17 protein-coding genes and 1 tRNA gene are annotated in these 21,841 nt (G+C 33.7%); 5 read left to right on the forward strand and 13 right to left on the reverse strand.

Annotated features, from left to right (window positions below):
* Positions 1-59 precede the first annotated feature (59 nt).
* From QZ659_RS06065 to QZ659_RS06080, 4 genes are all read right to left on the reverse strand, one after another.
* Positions 60-1,220, reverse strand: a complete 1,161-nt coding sequence (locus QZ659_RS06065) for a site-specific integrase (protein ID WP_291723480.1) — start codon at positions 1,218-1,220, stop codon at positions 60-62.
* Positions 1,221-1,454: 234 nt separating this feature from the next.
* A tRNA-Ile gene (locus tag QZ659_RS06070) sits at positions 1,455-1,527 on the reverse strand.
* Between the two features lie 449 nt (positions 1,528-1,976).
* Positions 1,977-2,573 (reverse strand): RNA polymerase sigma factor, encoded by a 597-nt coding sequence (locus QZ659_RS06075; protein ID WP_291723483.1) that lies wholly within the window; start codon positions 2,571-2,573, stop codon positions 1,977-1,979.
* A gap of 428 nt (positions 2,574-3,001) precedes the next feature.
* Entirely contained in the window at positions 3,002-3,961 is a 960-nt protein-coding gene (locus QZ659_RS06080) for an AAA family ATPase (protein WP_291723486.1), read from the reverse strand.
* A gap of 242 nt (positions 3,962-4,203) precedes the next feature.
* On the opposite strand from QZ659_RS06080, the gene QZ659_RS06085 reads away from it, so the two are divergent.
* Positions 4,204-6,486, forward strand: a complete 2,283-nt coding sequence (locus QZ659_RS06085; RefSeq protein ID WP_291723488.1) for a 7TM diverse intracellular signaling domain-containing protein — start codon at positions 4,204-4,206, stop codon at positions 6,484-6,486.
* 41 nt (positions 6,487-6,527) lie between these two features.
* Here QZ659_RS06085 and rfbA read toward each other — a convergent pair whose 3' ends face one another.
* The 7 genes from rfbA to QZ659_RS06120 all read right to left on the reverse strand — a co-directional run bounded on the left by rfbA (position 6,528) and on the right by QZ659_RS06120 (position 13,574).
* A complete protein-coding gene (gene rfbA / locus QZ659_RS06090; protein ID WP_291723491.1) occupies positions 6,528-7,409 on the reverse strand; it encodes a glucose-1-phosphate thymidylyltransferase RfbA in 882 nt (293 codons plus the stop codon).
* 195 nt (positions 7,410-7,604) lie between these two features.
* Positions 7,605-8,912: a signal peptidase I gene (lepB, locus tag QZ659_RS06095; protein ID WP_291723493.1), complete on the reverse strand. Its 1,308-nt coding sequence runs from the start codon at positions 8,910-8,912 to the stop codon at positions 7,605-7,607.
* Between the two features lie 101 nt (positions 8,913-9,013).
* Positions 9,014-9,751, reverse strand: a complete 738-nt coding sequence (dapB, locus tag QZ659_RS06100) for a 4-hydroxy-tetrahydrodipicolinate reductase (protein WP_291723496.1) — start codon at positions 9,749-9,751, stop codon at positions 9,014-9,016.
* Between the two features lie 95 nt (positions 9,752-9,846).
* Positions 9,847-10,476: a DUF5683 domain-containing protein gene (locus QZ659_RS06105; RefSeq protein ID WP_291723499.1), complete on the reverse strand. Its 630-nt coding sequence runs from the start codon at positions 10,474-10,476 to the stop codon at positions 9,847-9,849.
* Positions 10,477-10,597: 121 nt separating this feature from the next.
* Positions 10,598-11,596 carry a zinc dependent phospholipase C family protein gene (locus tag QZ659_RS06110; RefSeq protein WP_291723502.1) on the reverse strand — a complete coding sequence of 333 codons (999 nt, stop codon included), beginning with the start codon at positions 11,594-11,596 and terminating at the stop codon, positions 10,598-10,600.
* Between the two features lie 34 nt (positions 11,597-11,630).
* Complete coding sequence (locus QZ659_RS06115; RefSeq protein WP_291723505.1) at positions 11,631-12,683, reverse strand: ABC transporter permease; 1,053 nt, start codon at positions 12,681-12,683, stop codon at positions 11,631-11,633.
* Positions 12,684-12,716: 33 nt separating this feature from the next.
* Positions 12,717-13,574 (reverse strand): universal stress protein, encoded by an 858-nt coding sequence (locus QZ659_RS06120; protein ID WP_291723508.1) that lies wholly within the window; start codon positions 13,572-13,574, stop codon positions 12,717-12,719.
* Between the two features lie 297 nt (positions 13,575-13,871).
* Between QZ659_RS06120 and QZ659_RS06125 the strand changes: the two genes are divergently transcribed.
* The 3 genes from QZ659_RS06125 to QZ659_RS06135 all read left to right on the forward strand — a co-directional run bounded on the left by QZ659_RS06125 (position 13,872) and on the right by QZ659_RS06135 (position 17,614).
* Positions 13,872-15,338 (forward strand): M28 family peptidase, encoded by a 1,467-nt coding sequence (locus QZ659_RS06125; protein WP_291723511.1) that lies wholly within the window; start codon positions 13,872-13,874, stop codon positions 15,336-15,338.
* Between the two features lie 104 nt (positions 15,339-15,442).
* Positions 15,443-16,201, forward strand: coding sequence for a LiaF domain-containing protein (locus QZ659_RS06130; protein WP_291723514.1), 759 nt, complete (start codon positions 15,443-15,445; stop codon positions 16,199-16,201).
* A 72-nt stretch (positions 16,202-16,273) separates the two neighbouring features.
* A complete protein-coding gene (locus QZ659_RS06135; RefSeq protein WP_291723517.1) occupies positions 16,274-17,614 on the forward strand; it encodes a DNA recombination protein RmuC in 1,341 nt (446 codons plus the stop codon).
* Positions 17,615-17,686: 72 nt separating this feature from the next.
* Here the strand turns inward: QZ659_RS06135 and QZ659_RS06140 are convergent, their stop codons facing one another.
* On the reverse strand, positions 17,687-19,000 hold the full coding sequence (locus tag QZ659_RS06140) for a hypothetical protein (RefSeq protein WP_291723520.1): 1,314 nt from the start codon (positions 18,998-19,000) through the stop codon (positions 17,687-17,689).
* Between the two features lie 280 nt (positions 19,001-19,280).
* On the reverse strand, positions 19,281-20,450 hold the full coding sequence (locus tag QZ659_RS06145; protein ID WP_291723523.1) for a hypothetical protein: 1,170 nt from the start codon (positions 20,448-20,450) through the stop codon (positions 19,281-19,283).
* A 131-nt stretch (positions 20,451-20,581) separates the two neighbouring features.
* On the opposite strand from QZ659_RS06145, the gene QZ659_RS06150 reads away from it, so the two are divergent.
* The gene (locus QZ659_RS06150) at positions 20,582-21,835 is read left to right on the forward strand and encodes a PP2C family protein-serine/threonine phosphatase (protein ID WP_291723526.1); all 1,254 of its coding nucleotides are present in this window, start codon (positions 20,582-20,584) and stop codon (positions 21,833-21,835) included.
* Positions 21,836-21,841: the final 6 nt, after the last annotated feature.

The raw sequence follows: 21,841 nt of genomic DNA on the forward strand, positions 1-21,841 counted from the left end.
GGCTGCACACTACATAAGGGGTATCACTGATGATATGAAATCAGTGCAAATGTAGAGAATTATTTTTGCTTACGAAAGACAGATGTAAACTCATCTTGTAATCTCCATCTATCAATAATTTTAGCATAGTGCTTTTCTGTCATTGCTATTGATTTATGTCCCATTAAACGAGACACCGTATGAATAGTAATCCCACTATTGAGAAAGAAAGCTCCTGCCGTAGTACGCCCTAAATGAGAGTGTAAATACTTATCTATCCCTGCACGATAAGCACAGATACGTAAGTTTCGGTTGTATCTATGATTTGGAGGTACTTCTAGCTTAAAATTATATTTCTCTAAAATTGATATAGGTTGAGGAAGTAACGGAATTTGTTGTAAAGCATTAGTCTTTCCTCTTGTTATACTTATCCAATCCCACTCTTCATTTTCATCAATTTCAATATTACTTTTAAAATCTAAGTTTTTGATTTCATTAAAGGCAAGAGTAGTATAACATTGTAGTAAGAATAAATCTCTGTCTCTTTCTAGTATTTTTTCTTTACTTGAAAAAGTTAGTTTTTCTAACTTATCTAGTTCTTCTATTTCTAAGTATATGTATTCTTTTTTCTGATTTGGACGATGAAATAACACATACCCAGCAAGGTAATTTTGTGGAATTTTACCTAGTGAAAATCCTAAGTTTAAAGCTGCTTTTACTTTAGAAGTTGATTTTCTTACAAACTCTTCTTTACAGCTTTGACGCATAAATGTACAAAGTTGTTCTAAATGTTTAGGTCTGAATAAGTCGGCATAAAATGGATTACCTATTTTTTGACAAAATGGAACTAACCATACATCACGAAATGATGTATAGCTTTTTATAGTACCTTCTGTCCAGTTTTCAGATTTTTTACGTGCTACTAAAGAATCATATAGTTCAATAACAGTAGGTCTATCTAAACCTTCATTATGAACTCTTGCTACTTCTTGAATATGAGTAATTGAATCCTTCATTTGATTAAAAACATCTGTCAAATCTGCTCTAATATCACTTAGTGCATCATTAATAGGCTTTGCATTCTTTCCAGTAGCATGGTTTCTTTTCCAAAATCTAGCATCTACACGTACACCAGTAGAGTATTTTTTGGAACGTTGTCCTTTATAAGAGACATACCAGTAAATTACGGCTAGTCTATTTGAGTTTTTTTGGTCTTTACGAATTGAAAAAACAACATTCATAAAACGATTTTTTTTGGCATATATCTAGTGTTTAGTTAAAAAAAATGAGCTACAAACTTAGTGTAAACTATATTTTAAAGAGTAAACTATACAGTAGATTACATACATAAATAATAAAAAAAGAAAAAAGGCTAATAGGATTATCCTACTAGCCTTTTTTTATATATTTGCTACTAAAAAGTATTTTTTATATTCTTTAAAAATGGACAGACACCTCACCTATGTGCCTGTCCGTAATGAAAGTGGGATTCGAACCCACGTCCCTCTATTTATCAGATAAATGCTCTACCGACTGAGCTATTTCATTGATTGTAATGGTTTTACTCATTACCCAAATTTTTATAATGACTAATTTTCTACTCAAATGATAACTCTTGCTCTGCCACTGAGCTACGTTCGCATAGTTAGAAAGAGTTATTGTGCGAACGAGGAGATTCGAACTCCTGCACTAAGTTATATATACCGAAAATCAGAATTATAAAAGTTTGTTTTAAAACTTACACTATGAACAAGACGCTTACGCTAAAGAAGCAAACCTATTAAGTCCTGCCTCCGAAATGTGTTGCTCGGGACTGTCTGCTTTTTCATACTGAAGCTAAGTCTTAGGCTGTGTTCATTTCTTTTATGTTGTCTCTATTAGTAACCATAAACGAGGTTCGAAACTGTTGTTTAGGGAATATAGAGAAAAATAATCTCTTTTATCTAAGTACTTCAACCCAAATGTTTTTAGAAAAGTTCGGACAGGAGAAAATAAATTTAATAATTCCCATCTCGTTTTTGAAGCTGAATAACAATTTTTTTCAACTCTTTTAAAGTGCGATGTAGTGCTACTCTAACAGCATTCACAGTAGCATAGTCTTGTTCTTTTGCAACTTCTGAATATGATTTGTTTTCCATAAAACATTCTGCTACAAGCATATAGCTTCTTGGGGGAAGTTTTGAAAGAGCTTCATTAAGTTGTTGAATCTGTAACTCTGAAAGCCATTCATCACCATCATCATCATATTCTATATTTTCTATTTCCTTTAAATTTTTATCTAAAGAAGAATGTAGATTGTTGTATTTTGATTGTTTTCTTCCTTGTTCTAAGATCATATTTCTACCAATGCCAAAAATCATAGTTTTGATGCTAGAAGTTATTTGTCGTATTGTAATTTTCTTAGCTTCAATTTTTTCATACATACAAATACAAGCATCATCAAAAATGGCTTGAATTTGGTGTTCACTAAGTAACTTTAATTTATCTTGTTTTTTACAAAAGAAATAAAACGATTCTGAAAAGCTATTGAAATATTTCAATACAGGACGATAGTTGCCATCATTGATATAATCGAAAATGTCTTGATTGGTCATTTTAGGAAAGGCTCAGGTAAGGGAAATAGGGGAATTAGAAGTAAGGGAATAATAGTTTTTTAAGAACAAGCAGAATATTTTATTTAAAAGTAACGAATTAGAATGTGTAATGATATTCCTACTAATTTTCTAAGACGATATAAAACTTGCTTTTTTTTATAATTTGAAGTTATATTGAGATATAGGTCAATAAAAATCTTGAATAAGTTCAATAAATGCGTTTGTATTCTAAAAAAAACACTTATGTTTTTTGTTGAAATATACTTTAATTAAGAAATAATTGTATGTAAAAAAATATTATGTTTTAATTTGTGTTTTAGTTATTATGTGTGAGGTTAAATATGTTTTAGTAGTAAATAAAAAAAACAGATAAGTTGTTTTTTTGTAGAACTATCTGTTTTAGAGTAAATTATAAAATTAATCTTAGTTTACCAAAGTTTTTGAATCAAATCTTCTACTGTAATATTTTCGGCTTCAGCTTTGAAGTTTCGCACAATTCTATGCCTCAAGACAGCAATCGCAATTGCTTTTACATCTTCAATATCTGGCGAATATTTTCCATTCAAAAGAGCATGACATTTTGCTCCCAAAACTAAATATTGTGAAGCTCTTGGTCCTGCTCCCCAATCTAAATAATTATTAGTATCATCTGTCGAACGTTCTGTTCTTGGACGAGTTTTATGAACCAAGTTTACAGCATACTCAATCACATTTTGAGCAACTGGTGCACGGCGAATAAGCTGCTGAAAATAGATAATCTGTTCTGCTGAAATGATTTTGTTGAGTGTAGGCTTTTCGCTCGTCGTAGTATTGGTAACAACCTGTACTTCTTCTTCAAAAGACGGATAACCCAAATAAACACTACACATAAAACGGTCTAACTGTGCTTCTGGTAGTGGATATGTTCCTTCTTGTTCGATAGGGTTTTGAGTTGCCAATACAAAAAATGGACGTGGCAAATCGTGTTTTACACCAGCAATCGTAACAGCATATTCTTGCATGGATTCTAAAAGAGCAGCCTGCGTTTTGGGAGGTGTACGATTTATCTCATCTGCTAAAATAATATTTGAAAAAATTGCTCCCTTTACAAACTTCAAATTACGGTCTTTGTCTAGCGTTTCTGCGCCTACAATATCAGAAGGCATAAGGTCTGGCGTAAACTGAATACGACTAAAATCTAAATCCAAAACTTGTGAAAGTGTACTGATAAGAAGGGTTTTGGCAAGCCCTGGCACACCAATCAAGAGACAATGCCCTTGTGAAAAAATACTGGTAAGGAGTAGCTCAACAGTTTCGTGTTGTCCGACAATTACTTTCGAAATTTCTTGTTTTAATTCTTTGTAATACTGGCTTAGTGCGTCGGCTGCTTCTTTGTCGGAATTATACATCTTTTTTATGAATGGTAAATGATAAATGAAGTTTAAACCCTAAGGGTCTCCGAAAACCCTTAGGGTTTGGATAGAACTACTAACTTACAAAGTTACTACGAAAAATGCACCTCTACAATCGTAAAGTTTGTGAAATGTTTTTATTACAAATCTATTCCTATATATTCAAAATAATTTTTAATCTTAACTTCCAATCATGTATTTTGCAAGACAAGAACCCCTGCAACCTATCTGCTCCGTAAATGAAACTGATAACTAACAAAATTATTGAAAATAATCTGAAATTCAAAGTAAATACTTTTTGTTTGTTGGGTTTTGTTTTGATGTTTTCTTGTGGGTGGCTAAAGGCACAGCCGTTTATAAAAGATGTAGATACAGAACGTTTGCTGGTTTTAGATTCGCTAGAGGAAAAATATGAACTAGAAAACTACTTTGATGTTTTTAAAGATAAAAACAGCAGTTTTACCTTTGAAGCTCTCAATCCTTACAACTTTTCGCCTTATCAACTCCATGATATTTCGGAGCAAGTGCCTACTTATTGGTTACGCCTTTCTATTAAAAACCCTCATTATTCTACTCAAAAACTCCTTGTTCCGACTGGGTTTATAGATTCGGTAATGCTTTTTTTTGAAGAGACAGAAGGTATTTTTTCTACACAACTGGGAGGTTCATTAGTGCCTCGCTCAAAACGCAATGTAAAGCGTGGTGGAATTTCCGTTTCTGCTTTAGAGATTCCTGCATTGAGTACAAAAACATTTTATTTTCGTTTGCATAGCAGTACCAAATTATCAGAACAAGACACTCGTTATTCGCTTCGTCGGTGGTTTACAGCCTATACGTTAGATGGTTATGAGAAGGAATTTCTGACAGCTCGTAGTTTTCATAACTTTTTTTATGGTGCAATTTGGGTGATGCTCATTTATAATTTGCTTGTCTTTATTGCGCTTCGTGATAGACAATATTTGTTTTATGTACTTTATAATTTCTTCATTTTTATCTACATTTTTAGCAATATTGGACAGCTAGGCGAACTTTTTTTGATGGAGTTTCCTCGTCTGGATGTAGGTGTACGACTTTTTAGTGGAATTTTGTCAGTTTTTGCACTTCTGATGTTTGGAAAAGACCATCTCAAAACAGTTATTTTTGCGCCTCGTTGGCACCGTTTTTTGCAAGTGTTGGTGTATCTGACATTAGGAATTACGATTATGTATTTCTTACGCTATTGGCATTTAGGGCGAGTCTTGACAACGATTATTTTGCCTGTTTCGCTAATTTCTCTCTTGATAGCTGCTTTTAAAAGTTTGAAAGAAGGACACCAAAATGTAAAATATTTCCTTTGGGCAAATTCATTTTTTGCTGTTGCCATTACCATTTATTCTTTAGAATTACTACTGATTATTGATGCTTCTCGCTATTTGGAAACCGTAGTTTTGGCAAGTATTACGCTACAAATGGCTCTTTTTTCTTATGGATTGGCTGCTACATTTAATCAAACAAGAAAACAACTTATTCATAACAAACTCAAACAAGAAAGAGAAAAACAAGCTCTCATAGAAGCAAAAAATAAAGAACTAGAAGAAAAAGTAGTGGAGCGAACCAATGATTTAACAGAAAAAACTATTCTCTTAGAAGAAAAACAAGTAGAGATTTTATCACAAAGTGAAAAGCTGCAAGAACAGGCTGACGAAATTTCACACCAGCATAAGCAAATGACAGATTCTATTCGTTATGCTGAAAAAATTCAACAAGCAATTTTACCCTCACAAGAAAAGCTACATCAAACTTTTGAAAAGCATTTTGTTATTTTTCGTCCGAAAGATATTGTGAGTGGCGATTTTTATTGGACGGCTACTATACAAACGGCTGCACCTTCTAACTTGCCTCGTCGTTCTCCGATTGAGTTGCAGCGTGGAGAGGTTACCAAGAAAATTATTGCTGCCGTAGATTGTACAGGACACGGCGTTCCGGGGGCATTTATGTCGGTGATTGGAATTATTTTGCTGAATGAAATTGTACATTTAAAGCATACTTACAATTCAGATAAAATATTAGAAATTCTGCATCAAGAAATCAAAAAAGCATTGCGCCAAGAAGAAAAAGCGAATGCTGATGGAATGGATGTGGCACTTTGTATCGTGGAAGAATCAACAGAAAATGAACAACGAACAGTCTATTTTACAGGAGCAAAACGTCCTTTGTATTATGCTGATAAAGATAATGTTTTGAAGTCTGTACAAGGCACACGAAAATCTATTGGAGGAATAAAAAAGAAAGAAAAAGATTTTGTTTGTGAGAAAATAGAACTTCAAAAAGGTGCAAAAATCTATCTTACTAGCGATGGATTGATAGACCAACCCAATGCAGGAGGTAAAAAAATAGGGTCAGTAAAATTTGAAGAGACATTACAAAAGATTACTGACCTTCCAATGAAAGAGCAATATGTAGAGCTTATAACGATGTTAGACCAACACCAACAAGACACTCCACAGCGAGACGACATTACTGTAATTGGAATTGAATTGTAGATGAAAAACGGTAGGGATAATACCTGCATTATCCCTACATATTATTTTACAAATTCTCTTTCTTGTGCCAAAAGGTTCAAAAGATATGAACCATATCCACTTTTTACCAATGGCTTGGCAAGTTCTTCTAGTTTTTCAGCCGAAATAAAACCTTCTCTATAGGCAATCTCTTCAATACAACCAATTTTCAAATCTTGCCTTGCTTCAATAACTTCTACAAACTGCCCTGCTTGCATCAGCGAACGGAATGTTCCTGTGTCTAACCACGCTGTGCCTCTGTCCATAATTTCAACAGATAGTTTTCCAGTCTTTAAATAATGTTTATTGACGTCAGTAATCTCATATTCCCCTCTTGCAGAAGGTGTAAGTCCTTTTGCAATTTCTATCACGTCATTATCATAAAAATAAAGCCCTGGAACGGCAAAGTTAGATTTTGGTTTGAGTGGTTTTTCTTCAATGGAAATTGCTTTTTTATTTGCATCAAACTCTACCACGCCATAACGTTCTGGGTCAGCTATGTGATAGGCAAAAACGATTCCTCCGTTTGGATTTTGGCTTTTCTTTAGTGTTTCTTGTAAGCCTGTACCATAAAAAATATTATCTCCCAAAATAAGAGCCACACTATCATCTCCAATAAATTCTTCTCCAATAACGAACGCCTGTGCCAGTCCATTTGGAACTTCTTGGATAGCATATTGAAAATTACACCCAAACTGTGAACCATCTCCCAAGAGATTGACAAAATTAGGGTTGTCGTGTGGTGTTGTGATGATTAGAATATCCTTAATTCCTGCTTGCATCAAGACAGAGAGTGGATAATAAATCATTGGTTTGTCATAAACAGGCAAAAGTTGCTTGCTCATGACAAGTGTTAGTGGATGAAGTCGTGTGCCAGAACCTCCAGCTAAAATTATTCCTTTCATATTTTCAGTTAGCAGTAAACAGTAATCAGTTACCAGTATTACAATTTTCGTTTCTTCGAATTGGAGTATAAAGGTAAAGTTACTCTCTGTTTTATAAATATTTTTTAGTTAGAGCTATCAATAAACACTACCTTCATAAAAAGCTGTTTTGTATTTAACTGATTACTGGTAACTGCATTACTGATAACTGATTTTTTACATATCGCTTATCAAAGAAAATGCTCTATCCCAACGAATACGACTAAAGAAACCTCCTTTATTGAAATCTGGGTCAATAGACATAAATACTAAGGTGGCTTTACCTACTACATGGTCTTCTGGAACAAATCCCCACGAACGAGAATCAGCAGAAGAATGACGGTTATCACCCATCATAAAGTAATAGTTTTGCTTAAATGTATATTCAGAAAGAGTATTACCATCTATTTTGAGTGTTCCATTTGATATTTCTACATTTTCATTTCCTTCATAATCTTGAATATACTTTCCATATAGAGCCATATTTTCAGCCGTTACAGGCATTTTCCAACCTTCTTTTGGTACTTTCAATGCTCCAAAATTATCGACCGTCCAGTTGAAAGCAGATTCTTTTACTCCTGCTTTTGTCAAGTTCCAGTTAGGGAAAAACATGTTATTGTGTGGAAATAAATTTCCTTGAGTACTTAATAGAGGAGTAACTTCTTTGAAGAGTTTTGGGTAGGTTTTCATTTTTTCGATTTCTCCTTGGCTCAAATCCATAACATAAGCAAAACCGTCTTGCTTGAGATATTCCTCTAAATTGTCATAGCTACCTAAATAACGTTGCTTTAAACGCATTTTCATATCCTCTTTCAATTCTTCTTGCTTTCCAAAAATATCTATATCTCTATAATGATACGGTGTTGGATAAACAGCACCTGTTTGGTCGTCTATTGGTATGCCTAATTGATAAAATGTTTTTTCTTCTAAGTATTGTGAAGTAATAACTAAATATTTATGTTGAGATTGTTTTGGAAACTCTACCTTGCTTCCATTGACATACACTACTCGGTCTTTTACTTCAATCTCATCGCCTGCAATAGCAATACATCGTTTTATATAATTGGTTCTTAAGTCGCTTGGATGTTGCTCTTCACTTGGGAAGTTGAAAACTACTACATCGTTGCGTTCAATATCTGAAAATCCAGGAAGGCGAAACTGAGGAAGTTGAATCCAGTCCAAATAAGATTTTGTAGATTCTGTACCCCAAATAGTCTGGTGTGTGAGTGGAATTTGTAAAGGCGTTTTTGTTGTTCTTGCACCATAATGAACCTTACTTACAAACAAAAAATCGCCTACCAAAAGTGAGTTTTCCATCGAAGAGGTAGGAATTTGAAAGGGTTCAAATAAGAGCCAACGTATTAAACTAGCTGCAATAACAGCAAAGAGAATAGAGTCAAACCACTCTCTAGCTGCACTTTTTTTCTTCTTAGGAGTTTTGTTTTTGTCTTCCTCTTCTACTTGATTTTTTTTAAAAAATGCCATAATCTATATTTTTAATTATTGTCTTTAGTTTTTTTAGGAAACGAAATTTCTAAAGGCTTAGATACATTATTGGTAGTTAAGAAAGAGTAATTATTACAGACCTATAGTTTTAATAAGTCTTTCATTCCAAAAACTCCTTTTTTATCTTTCAAAAATTCGGCTGCCAACACTGCACCTTTTGCAAAACCTTCTCTTGAATGCGCCTCATGCGTAAGTGAAATATCATCTACTTTTGAAGTATAAAGTGTAGTATGCGTTCCTTTAACATCTTCTTCTCTAACTGCAAAAATAGGAATAGTATTTTTAGAATCGCCTTTTGAAGCATTATTTTCTACAAGTTTCCACTTACTTTTGCCTTCGTAATTTTCTAAAATAGCTTCTGCTAATGTAATCGCTGTTCCACTTGGAGCATCTTTTTTTTCTGTATGATGAATTTCTGTAACTTCTAAATCGTATTCTTTATACTTACTCATCAGTTGGGCTGCATATTTATTTATTTCTAAAAAAATATTTACGCCAATGCTAAAGTTAGAAGCCCAAAAGAAGCCTATTTTTTGATTAGAACTTTCAACAAAACTTTCAATTTCTTTTTTCTGCTCATTCCAACCTGTTGAACCACATACTACCGAAACTCCTTTTTCTAAGCAATATTTTACATTTTCGAAGGCACTTTTTGGAGAGGTAAATTCAATAACAATATCTGTATTTTGAGTTGATATTTTATGAATGTCATCTTTATTTTCTTTTGAAATTTTGAAGGAAATAGAATGCCCTTTTTGAAGTGCGATTTTTTCTATTTCTTTTCCCATTTTGCCGTAGCCCAAGAGTGCAATTTTCATTTTCAGTAACCAGTTATCGGTTATCAGTAACCAGTTTTTAATGACCAGTTACCAATAAGGAGTTATAAAATTTTTAATTTATCACTAATCATTTATTAAAACGTCATGACTAAAGAAACACCACTTACTGTATTTCTATGCATTCCTACATTTTCAATGTGAGGCTTAAACTTAAATGAAATATCATCATCAATATCAAAATTATTGAAGTGTGCTGTGGTGGTGGCTTCTCCAATATTTAAAAGATACATAAGCCCAGTGATAATCATATAAAAATCTCGGTCTCTTCGGTAACTATCACGTTGGCGTTGTACTTGGTCTGCCGAACGATTTACAAAAGAAGGGTCTGGAACAGTTGCAGGATTTTCATCTTGCATATACAAATAATTTTCTCTAAAAAGACGATAATTGGCGTGATTGGTAATAGAAAGATAAGCAGGAACAGCTAACGCTGTATAAACCAATGGCACTTTTATAGCCCATGCTTTTTTATTGTAATATTGTCCAGCTCCAGGAAGAGCAGCCGAAAGAAGAGCTGCACGAGCAGGAGGACGAAGTTTGAACTTTGGCTCTAGCTTTACTTGTAGCTTTTCATTGTTTTTAGTAGAATCTTGTAGTGTTTCTTTGACAATTATTTTAGAAACAGAATCTGCTTTAGTATCTTGACCAAAAACAGAAAAAGATAAAAATACACAAAACACAGATAAGAAAAATAGCCTATTCATTAGAAATTATAGATTATCATTATTAAGTTATCTTGCAAAATAACGAAAAATAAGCCACTTTAAATTTGTACAGAAATGATTTTTAGATAAAATTCAGAATACTTTAACATAAAATACCAAATCACTTCCCTTCATGTTCTCTAGGTTTTTGTGGCAAGGTAGGCGCTGCCTGTCCTTCGGCAGGTTCTAGCTCTTTCATTTCTTTATCTAGTTGTTCTTTTGCTTTTTCAGAAAGCAGTAATTTGTTGAGGTCGGGCTGTCCTGCATCTATCCAACAGGTAAGCCAAAAGTCTCCAACTGTTTTGATAGATTGTCTCATTCTTCGCTCTACCTGTCCATCAAGCATATCGTGATACGCTTTTGAGAAAGGTCTGGAGTAGAGTTTTTGTGTGATTTTTCCACGAGTTTCATAACTCCATTTTTGGTCTGCTCCCATTTGTTCAGTAAGTTGTTTTTCAAAACGAAGAACAGAATCTAATGCTATGTGTGCTGTGATGACAGCCTCCCACGCTCTTTCTTGTGTATTTTCTATGTATTCAGCCTTTCCTACAAAAAAATCATATTGTAAGGCATACAGCTCTGGCAAACGAGATTCCCAAAAGCCGTGTATTCCATATTGCCCTGTAAGTTGTCCGTTATAATTTTCAGTAGTATGAAGTGGAACATGAGAGTCTCCAATGTAATGCCCTAAGTCTGCCGAAAGACGGATAATAGCCTCTGCATCGCCTCTTTCCATCGCATTTGTGAGCTTCCAGCGAAACTGTTCTACTGTCCAAGGAACAATTCCATACGCCATAAGTGTGTCTTCTGAATATTTTTCTACGGCATCTTTCCAACGATGAGGTAGTTTTGTCCAAGCACTATCTCCATAAATATCCATATCCAAATAATGACGAGGAGCTTCTCCTTCTACAGCATATCTACGACGGTCTGGATTGACGGCATTTTCTGTGATGTATTGAATATGAGCTTTATAAAACCCAAACATTTCTGGAGGTAACGTATAAACAGCCATTCTATTGATGATACGATGTCCATAAAATCCCCAAGAAAAGGCTTGTGTCGTACAAAAAACACACAATACAAAAGATAAAGAGAGGAAACAGATGAGTTTTTTCATAACTTATAAAATAGTAAACTCTTGTGTGTTTTGGTTATACTCTAACACGTGGGTCAAGCAAAGCATAAATTAAATCTACGGCAATAGTAATAACAACAAACACAGCAGCTACGACAATTATTGCTCCCATAATCACAGGGAAATCTCGTTCAGAAATGGCATTAATAGTTGTCAGACCTAATCCAGACCAACTAAAAACATATTCTACGAAAAAAGCTCCTGCAATAAGTGTTGCCAACCAGTTAGAAATAGCTGTTATGACAGGATTAATAGCATTTTTTAAAGTATGTTTGAAGATAACAATATACTGTGGCAATCCTTTAGCTCTTGCTGTTCTGACATAGTCTTTTGATAGTTCTTCTATCATAGCAGAGCGTGTAAGTTGTGTAATAATGGCTAGAGGACGCAAACCAAGTGTAAGAGCAGGCAATATTATATTCTTGAGGGCTATTTGTTTTCCATCATACACAGAGCTTGTCCAAAGAGAGCCTGTCATATTTAAGCCTGTATATTCACTTAAATAATAACCAAAAATTAGAGCAATAAAGATAGCTGCTACAAAAGAAGGTGTAGAAATGCCCAAAACGGAAATAGAGACAAGCGCATGGTCTAAGGCAGAGTGCTGTTTTAGAGCGCAGATAATTCCTAAAACTACGCCGAATAAGGTAGCGAAAATCATGGCAGAAACTGCTAAAACAATAGTGGCACTTACTTTGTCAAAAAGGATGCTATCTACGTCTTTATTTCTAAAATAAGAATAGCCTAAGTAGGGTTTCTTGAGGACAAGAGCAGTGTTGGAGATACTAAACAAACGCACATAATTATACCTAGCTTCATTTTTTGGAGTGTCTTTATGCACTGAAACAACAGACAAATCATTAATATAGTAGGCAAGTTGTGTAGCTACAGGCTTGTCTAAGCCTAACTCCTTTCTAATCATCTCTATCGTTTCAGGTGTTGCTCTAGGACCAGCAATGAGTTTGGCTGGGTCACCAGGTAGGGTGTATGTAATAAGAAACCCAACTATTGCTACTCCAAAGACAACTAAACAGCCATACCCTATCTTTTTTAATAAATATGCAACCATGGTTAATTTTCTGTAAGCTAAATTCCTAAAATGTTATATTGTATTTGTTTTCAAAACTAACAATGGAATATCAGTATGAAAACTTATTTCTTTAGCTTTGCTTCTATGCCACAGACTTTCAAAGAAACCTCTATGTTGTGTAAGCATTACCAAAACACTCGTCTCATAATCTTCTAAATAACTATCAATTCCGTCATCCAAATCATCATTTTCCCTAAATCTAAAATCTAACATAGAGACAGGAGTTTGTTTGAAAGCAGCTTTTAAATAGTGCAATCTTTCAATATCTTCTATATGCTCTTTTTCGTTGCTAATATGTAAATAATCTACTTTAGCATTGGAAAAGTAGCTTGCTAATTCCAAAAGAATCTCAATTACTGTTTTATCTTTTTCTGAAAAGTCTCCTGCATAGACAATACGCTCCCAAGGCGTAAATTGAGAATTGCTAGGAATTGCCAAAATAGCAGGCGTTTTTTCAGAAGCAATTACATCAGCCGTTACACTGCCAAGCAAAATTTCTTCTGCTCGTGTCATTCCATGCGTTCCCATAACGACCAAAAAAGCATTGTGTTGTTTGGCTGCTTTTTCTATCGAAGGCAGAATGCCATTCTCACTCTCCAAAATAGGCGTAATTTTGAGCTTCCCACTCCCATCTAAGTAATTTAATTCAGTATATTGATTGGTATAGTAAGTCAATTTTTCTTTGCCTTTTTCAATTTCTTCTTTCAATAAACCAATATGAAGATGGTAATTCGTAGCAGAAGGAAGAGGCGCACAGGCAACGTGAAGCAAAATAATTTCAGCTCCAATCACTTGAGCAAAATGTATAGCATATTTTAAAGCTGCCTCAGAAGGCTCAGAAAAATCAACAGGAACTAATATCTTTTGCATAGTGGAAATCTATCAGTGAAAAAATTACTAAAGTAAAAAAAATGGTTAGCTTTTATAAGGCAATATACTTTTTTTGAAGCAAAAATCTAAATAGAAAGTATAGATAGGTAGAGAAAAACAACATAGTTCTATGTAAACCTATTAAATAAATAGTTTCTTTTGTTAATTTTAGTTAGAAAATCCATAAAGTTCTTCCTCTTTTTTTTTATGAATATTTTTTATACAAATTTTGAATTAGAAAATTAGGAAACCTCTCCCTTATTCATTTTTAAATAAAAAAACAGAATCTATACTTTTATGATAAAGAATACTCTCCCCCTTATTGTATTTTTCCTTTTTAGTAGTTTGTTAGTCTGTTCTTGTACAACAGCCGAAGCTCCACCAAATTACAAAACAGAAAAAACGGATACCAAAAAAATTGAAATCCCAACTCCAGAAACAGTATTGCGCTCATTACACGATGATGCTTTGGTAGGTTCTCCTGCATATTCTCAGTTGCGTTATTTGTGCAAAGATATTGGCGCACGCCTTAGTGGCTCAGAAAATGCTCAAAAAGCTGTTGAATATATGCAAAGAGTTTTGGATTCTATGAACCTAGATAGCGTTTATTTACAGCCCGTTATGGTGCCTCATTGGGAGCGAGGCGAAAAAGAATTTTGTCAGATTATAGGTAGTCAAGATAAAAATATTGACCAAAAAGTACTTGATATTACGGCTTTGGGTGGCTCTGTCGGAACGAATGGAAAAGTAAAAGCCGAAGTAATTTCAGTAAATACGCTTTCAGACTTAGAAAAAATTTCTGAGAAAGAAGCCAAAAAATATAAAGACAAAATCATTTTCATAACCCAACCAATGGATGCAAAACTAATAAGTACGTTTTCAGCGTATGGAGGCTGTTCTTCTGTGCGAGTAGTTGGTGCAAATTACGCTGCAAAGGTAGGAGCAAAAGGCTTTTTGATGCGTTCGCTTACCCTACAAAACGACAACCATCCACATACAGGAGTTATGATTTATGAAGAAGGAACTAAACAAATTCCTGCTGCTGCACTTAGTACAAATTCTGCAAATTATTTAGAAAAAGCATTGAAAAAAGCAGACAAAGAGAATGCTTCTGTAGAAATTGAGTGGCAACTCAACTGCGAAACTCTCCCAGATGTTCTTTCTTATAATGTAGTTGGAGAACTACGAGGAAGAGAAAAACCAGAAGAAATTATTACAGTAGGTGGACATTTAGATTCTTGGGATTTGGGAGAAGGAGCACACGACGACGGAACTGGCTGTATTCAATCGGTGGAAGTAGTAAGACTTATCAAAAACTTAGAAACCAGACCTAAGAGAACGATTCGCTGTGTATTATTTATGAACGAAGAAAATGGAGCAAGAGGAGCAAAAAAATATGCAGAGATAGCCAAAGAAAACAATGAAAATCATCTTGCAGCTTTAGAATCGGATAGTGGAGGCTTTACACCACGAGGTTTTAGAGTACAAGACTCTACTCGCCTAAAAATTATTCAAAAATGGACACCACTTTTCAAACCTTATAACTTACACAAAGTAGAGTACGGTTTTGGAGGTGTGGATATTCGTCCGTTGGGAGAAACAGGAACACTTCTGATTGGTTTAGAACCTGATTCTCAACGTTATTTTGACCATCATCACGCCAAAACAGATGTTTTTGAAGCTGTACACGAAAGAGAATTTTTATTGGGTGCAGCAGCTATGGCAAGTCTGACCTATTTGATGGCTGAATATGGAGTAGAGTGATTTTTTTGTAGCTGACTTGGGTAGAGCTACTCAAGTCAGTTGTTTGTTTAGGATAGAAAAGGTATTTTGCAACTCTATTTTTATTATTTCATTTGAGTAAGATTATGAAAACCACCTACGGTCTGCCTGCCAAGCGAGAAGAAGTTATTGATGTTTTGAATACTGCTTTTGCAGAGCAAAATTTAGAAGAATACGAATATGAAAACCGTGTCAAGGAAGCTCTAAATGCCAAGTGTATTGAGGAATTAGAGGTAATAGTTTTCGATTTTCCAAAGGCAATAAAGAATAAATTATTTCCTAAAGAATCTGCTCCTTCATCTCTTAGAAAGCAAAACACAGATTTTCCTCCTGCTGCCTTTTCTACAAAAGCAACCACACATCAAAGCTCAATTCCAACAACAAGACAATATTTTGGACAGCCTTTAAGAGCTACTTTTGCTGCTGAAAAACAACTTATTCCTATTTTAGATGAAAATCCTGTGTCGTTTCAAGCTATTTTTGGAACACAAAAGGTAGATTTTAGAAGTTGCCGTTTTGAAGGAACTCATTTTAGACTAGATGTAGAAAGTATTTTTTCTGAAACTACAATAGACTTGAGAAATCAAGACTTGCACGGTAAACACATAGATATTTTTATAAAAGGAGCATTAAATGAGATTAAAATTTACATTCCTCGTGGTGGGTTTGTTCAGAAAAATACACAACTTATTTTGGGAGATTATTCACTAAGAGATAAGAAAAAAGGATTTTTAGGACAAATCAATAAGTTTTTAGGAAACGACACACCAGAAAGTAACGATATTTCTTTTACAGTAACACTACACGGAAATATTTTCTTAGGAAATATAAAGGTAGTCTATTAATTTTTGAGTCAAGCTAATAAAGTGAGCAATAAAATATGTATTTTAGCAAAAAAATAAAAATGCTGAAATAACATGGAAAACGCTCTACTTTGGGTCATCTTGATAGGAATAGGAATAATTATCTTTTTGCTTATAAAACTGATTCAAAACAAAGAAAATACAAACAACAATAAACTTCTTGAAAATCTTCAATTTATTGAAAGAGATTTACAAAAAATAGAACAGCAGTTCGTTTTTAACCGTCAAGAACTTGCCCAGCAATCTAAAGAAAGCCGAACAGAAAATAACCAAACTTTTGAGCAGTTTAGAGAAACTTTAGCAAGCGTTTCAGAAAAAAATCAAGACCAACTAGACAAAACCATTCGCCAAATAGCTGAAGCCTTCCGTCATTTCAAGACCCAACTAGATAGCAACAGACAAGAATCTTTACAAACGATATTGCAGTTTGAGAGTAAAATCAACGAAACAACGTCTTCCAACTTAGAAAATATTCGTAAGACATTGGAATTTAAGGTAAATGAATTGCAAAACCAAAATACTCAAAAACTGGATGAGATTCGTGTCATTGTAGATGAAAAACTACAATCTACACTAGAAAAACGCTTGGGAGAATCCTTCAAAATTGTGAGTGAAAGGTTAGAACTTGTCCATAAAGGTTTAGGGGAGATGCAACAACTTGCCAACGGTGTAGGCGATTTGAAAAAGATTTTGAATAACGTAAAAACAAGAGGTGTTTTTGGAGAGTTTCAGCTAGAAGCCATTTTAGAGCAGATTTTGAGCAATGAACAATATGCAAAAAATGTAAAACCCAATCCAAATAGCAATGCGATTGTAGAGTTTGTTTTGAAGATTCCTCATGCAAAAGATAAAAATCAAGTAGTTCTGATTCCGATTGATGCAAAATTTCCAGTAGAAGATTATCATTCCTTAATGGATGCCTATGATTTGGCAGATACTGTGCTTATTGAACAGAAAAGAAAATCTATGATAAACCGAATTAAATCATCAGCAAAAGATATTAGTCAGAAATATATTGTTCCACCTCATACTACTGATTTTGCTATTATGTTTTTGCCTTTTGAGAGTTTATATGCCGAAGTGATGCGCTGTGATGGTCTTTTTGAACAGATTCAAAGGGATTATAAAGTTACGATTACCAGCCCGACAACGCTTTCAGCCATCTTGAATAGCTTACAGATGGGATTTCGAACCCTTGCCATCGAACAGCGTAGTAGTGAAGTGTGGCAGCTCTTGGGAAGCATAAAAAATGAGTTCTCCAACTTTGGAACAGCCTTAGAAAAAATCCAAAAGAAATTAGGAGAAGCCAGTAACACATTAGACCAAGCCAATGTGCGCTCTCGTGCTATCGAAAAGCAACTTCAAAAAGTACAGGAAATTCGAATTGAAGAATAGATACAAATTATTGATTTATGACATCATTCTTAAAGCAGGGAAAAGCCATGACTTTTCCTTAACAATCAAATCTTAATCTTTCTCATTATTTCCATCAAAAAGCGAAATATGTTCGTTTAAAGACATGGCTTCTTGCAAGTCATCAGTAGAATCTATTTGGTGGGATAAATCCTCCAATTCATTTAACAAATGCAGTTCTATATCTTCCTCTGACTGAATAGGATTTGTATTTTTCTCAATGTCTTGGTAGGTATTTTCTTCTTGTAAATCATTCAGACGGTGCATAATTCCTTGTAATTTCAATCTATGCTCCTTCTGAAATTTTATATTTTTTAAGCGTTTATTTATTTTTTTGAAACTATTGGTACGCATTTGGGCTACTCTAATATTTTTCTCTGCTGCTGCAATGAGTTGTAAACCCATTTCAATATTATCTTCACCTAACTCCTTATGAAAATCATCCTCTAAGATATAAGAAGTCAGATTATTTGAATTCCTAAACTCATAAATAATGGTTGCATTTGGCATCTTAGCAATATCAAAAGCACTTCTGACATAATAAATAGACTTATAAATCTCCTCTAGGCTTTCCTCTAATTTTTTAGTAAGAATAATACCATTTTCTAGCATAGCACTATTTTTTGAAATCAGATTATCTAGTCTTGCAATCGTTTCATTGTGTGCATGCGTTTCTTCTGTGCTAGAAGTACTTGTCTTTGCTTTTCCTACTTGTTCAAAAGAAATAGGTTCAATTTTCTTTGTAGTGTCTTTTGTAGTAATGTGTTTGTTATAAATTTTTGAGTAAGTGTCCTCCAAAACACCTAAAAATTCTTCAAAATCGCCTTCCAAGAAAAAGCGATATTCTATCTCTACTCGGTTTCCTCTGGTGTCTGTAACCACACATTTTGTTTCGGGATGAAAGTCTTGTGTTTTAGTATTCGGACGTTCGAATAAAATAGTAGCGACTTCACCTCTTCTTCTACGATGTTTACGATGGTTTTGTCTTTCTATGAGTTCAATTTTTTTGATGTCTTTCAAATCTACCCTCACAGAATCATTATTTGCTCCCCTTCTTACCTCTAAGTATTTATTGGTTAGACGAATAGATTTAATTTGCTTTGTCCAATATTCTTTTACTAATGGAATCAGAATAGAAACAGAGACAAAACAAAGTAAGATTTTGAAAAAAAGAGGCATCCAAATCATACTGTATGCAAAGGTCAGTCCCATGACAAGCTTTCCTATAAAAATATTGCTCATTGGGCGCATCGTATCTAGCTCATAGATAGCATCTTTCGAATAAGTAGATGTGTAATGTGAGCTATAATCTGCCATGTATGGCTTTCTTTCGTGTCTAGAATTAAAGTCGTTTATAAAATCTTTCATACTCTATGGAACTGGATAGGAAATGACTAAAAAAAAAATGAGCCATTTGTCTTATAATCAATGAATTATGAGTTTGGTTTTTCAATTTTTTATTTTCCTAATGTTGCTCTATTAAACCAATTTTATTATTAAATTATTTTGATACTTAATATAGCAATTTATTTTGTAATTATAAAGCCAATACTAATCCTCTTTTTACCAAAAAAAACAGTAAAGTCTCTGTTAATCAGTACGCTACAAACTCTTTTTGAGTTACTTAAAATTAAGTATTATTGATAATTTAGTTCCAAAAAATAATGTTTTTTAGCGTTCTTAAAAGAGGATAAATCAGCCACAAAAAAGCAAGAGTATATTTCAAATGATTTTTTACATTTATTTTCTCTAAAATATATCCTAGAAAAAGGGCTAAAAAAGGATATAAAATAGCTAAATAACGCTCTGCATCTACTCTCATTCCTGTTCTTGTAATAAGCATTCCGATAAGGTAAAAACTTATAACCCAACTAAGGAAGCTGACAAATTGAAAATAATGATTTTTGTTTTCTGAATTACGAAAAACAGATACCAATACTGCTAAAGAAAGTATAAAAACAACAAAAAGTAAAAGCATACGAATTGTTAGAGGAATAGCAGGAGGAACAAACCAACGACTCAAAATATCGCTATAATTCATAATTTCTTCTGCTAAAGTTCGCTCTGCCAGACTGTACATAGTAGCAAATTTTCCTGCTGTGGTAGGCTTGGCACGAAACCACCAAAACCAAATAGAAATAGATGAAAAAAGGGTAAATAAAATAGAAATTCTAGTATAAGGGTTTTTATATATTGATAGAAAAAAGCTCTTTTGCTTTTTGATGGATGGGAATAAATAGAAAAACAAAATGCCTAAGTTGATGGCTGCGATAAAATAAAGACCTGCGTTGCGCATGCTCATAAAGAGAAAACCAAAAAGACAAAACAAAAAAGCATATTTCTTAGAGAAATTATTTTTAGCAAAAAAATAAAAACTCCAAACACATCCTACCAAAAAGAGTACAAAGGGAGCTTCAGACCAAACAAAATGATGAATAAGATACAGAGGTGTAGAAAAAGCAAAAACCAAGGTAAGCCACCATTTTGTAGCTGTTTTTTCAAATAGTTTTTCAGATAGGGAAAAGAAAAATGTATAAGTTCCTACAATGCAAAGTAGATTTAGCAAAACAGAATCTTTAAAAATAGTAAGTAGAAAAGGAAAACCTAATGCCCACGTTGTATAGGATTTGTCTTGAATAAATTCTTGATGTTGTACTAGATTTTGAGCAGCTTTCAAATAGTGCCAAGAATCAAAGGTTTTGCCTACTCCCTTCCAAGTACTCCAAATTTGAAAGAAAAACAGCAAGAAGAAACCAAAAAAATAGCGAAATAGTAAACTAGAAAAAAAATAAGTACAGGAAAATATAAAGGAGGGCATAAAGTACAACCAAATGTTAGATTATAAAAAATAATGGTGTAAAATACGTTGCTTTTTTGTAAATTGCCTAATAAAAATAGCAATATTAAAAGTAATACAGCATAATAGAAAAGCCTCTTTTTGTAAAAATTATGTCAGAAAAAACAACAGAAGCCTTAGACGAACTAGAACTCAAAAAAATTGAGTTAGATTCTCTTATCGACATCATAAAGTCTATCAATGGTAATATCCCAGAACAGGATTTATACCGTACTTTTATGTTCACATTGCGTTCTTATCCTTATATTTCTAAAATGACACTCTATGTTTTGGATGAAGACACAGAAGTAGATGCCAGTCGAAATAAGTGGTTTAATAAGGAAGGTTTTGGTACGATGGCTAATTATAGGGATGTGGTGTTGCCAAATGAAATACTAGAAATAGATAAAGTTTCTTCAACCGTTAATTTCAACCATTTAGCTCCCTTCAATGAGTTTTGTTTTCTTGTTCCTATTCATCACAAAAAGGAAGTTTTGGCATATTTATTTTTAGGAAGAGCCTACGAGTCACTGACCGAAGAAGATTTAGACTTACCTTTTATTCAAGCGCTTAGTGATATTATTATTGTAGCAGTAGAAAACAAAAAACTGGCGAGAAAACAAAAAATACAAGAAGCCTTCAATCGCCAACTAGAAATAGCAAGCGAAGTACAGTCATTGCTTTTGCCAAAGTGTTTGCCAAATGAAGAAAAGTTTAGTGTGGTAGCAAGTTATTATCCTCATCATAACGTAGGAGGAGATTATTACGATTATATACAAATCAATGAAGATGAATTTTTGCTTTGTGTAGCCGATGTTTCTGGAAAAGGCTTTCCTGCTGCTATCTTGATGTCTAATTTTCAAGCTGCTTTGCGTACTATGGCACGCCAAACTACAGATTTAAAAAGAATTGTAGAAGAACTCAATCATCTTATTATTCAAAATTCGGGTGGAGGACATTTCATAACAGCATTCTTTTTCATCTATAATAAGAAAACCAAATCAGCTGTTTATATCAATGCAGGACACAATGCACCTATTTTGATGCACAACGCAAGCCTTGTTCAGCACTTAGAGGAAGGAACAACTATTTTAGGTACGTTTGATACATTACCTTTTCTTACAGTAGCTACCATAAATGACCTAAGCGATTTTCTGATTTTCTGTTATACTGATGGCTTTACTGAAACGGCAGCCGAAAATGGAGAAGAGTTTGGCGAAGATAAATTATTAGAAGGTGTCAGAGAAAATTTCAGCCACTCACACCAAGAACTTCACGAACGATTGTTTGACAAACTTCACCTTTTTAAAGGAAATAATCCGTATCCAGATGATATTACTTTGCTTTCTTGTAGAGTGAAAAAATAATCTATT

This window comes from Bernardetia sp. (assembly GCF_020630935.1).
In the GTDB taxonomy this organism is placed as follows: domain Bacteria; phylum Bacteroidota; class Bacteroidia; order Cytophagales; family Bernardetiaceae; genus Bernardetia.

Bases quoted from the DNA above. Each gene is read 5' to 3' on its own strand.
- QZ659_RS06065 (WP_291723480.1), bottom strand. From the start codon at position 1,220: ATGAATGTTGTTTTTTCAATTCGTAAAGACCAAAAAAACTCAAATAGA.
- QZ659_RS06075 (WP_291723483.1), bottom strand. From the start codon at position 2,573: ATGACCAATCAAGACATTTTCGATTATATCAATGATGGCAACTATCGT.
- QZ659_RS06080 (WP_291723486.1), bottom strand. From the start codon at position 3,961: ATGTATAATTCCGACAAAGAAGCAGCCGACGCACTAAGCCAGTATTAC.
- QZ659_RS06085 (WP_291723488.1), top strand. From the start codon at position 4,204: ATGAAACTGATAACTAACAAAATTATTGAAAATAATCTGAAATTCAAA.
- rfbA (WP_291723491.1), bottom strand. From the start codon at position 7,409: ATGAAAGGAATAATTTTAGCTGGAGGTTCTGGCACACGACTTCATCCA.
- lepB (WP_291723493.1), bottom strand. From the start codon at position 8,912: ATGGCATTTTTTAAAAAAAATCAAGTAGAAGAGGAAGACAAAAACAAA.
- dapB (WP_291723496.1), bottom strand. From the start codon at position 9,751: ATGAAAATTGCACTCTTGGGCTACGGCAAAATGGGAAAAGAAATAGAA.
- QZ659_RS06105 (WP_291723499.1), bottom strand. From the start codon at position 10,476: ATGAATAGGCTATTTTTCTTATCTGTGTTTTGTGTATTTTTATCTTTT.
- QZ659_RS06110 (WP_291723502.1), bottom strand. From the start codon at position 11,596: ATGAAAAAACTCATCTGTTTCCTCTCTTTATCTTTTGTATTGTGTGTT.
- QZ659_RS06115 (WP_291723505.1), bottom strand. From the start codon at position 12,683: ATGGTTGCATATTTATTAAAAAAGATAGGGTATGGCTGTTTAGTTGTC.
- QZ659_RS06120 (WP_291723508.1), bottom strand. From the start codon at position 13,574: ATGCAAAAGATATTAGTTCCTGTTGATTTTTCTGAGCCTTCTGAGGCA.
- QZ659_RS06125 (WP_291723511.1), top strand. From the start codon at position 13,872: ATGATAAAGAATACTCTCCCCCTTATTGTATTTTTCCTTTTTAGTAGT.
- QZ659_RS06130 (WP_291723514.1), top strand. From the start codon at position 15,443: ATGAAAACCACCTACGGTCTGCCTGCCAAGCGAGAAGAAGTTATTGAT.
- QZ659_RS06135 (WP_291723517.1), top strand. From the start codon at position 16,274: ATGGAAAACGCTCTACTTTGGGTCATCTTGATAGGAATAGGAATAATT.
- QZ659_RS06140 (WP_291723520.1), bottom strand. From the start codon at position 19,000: ATGAAAGATTTTATAAACGACTTTAATTCTAGACACGAAAGAAAGCCA.
- QZ659_RS06145 (WP_291723523.1), bottom strand. From the start codon at position 20,450: ATGCCCTCCTTTATATTTTCCTGTACTTATTTTTTTTCTAGTTTACTA.
- QZ659_RS06150 (WP_291723526.1), top strand. From the start codon at position 20,582: ATGTCAGAAAAAACAACAGAAGCCTTAGACGAACTAGAACTCAAAAAA.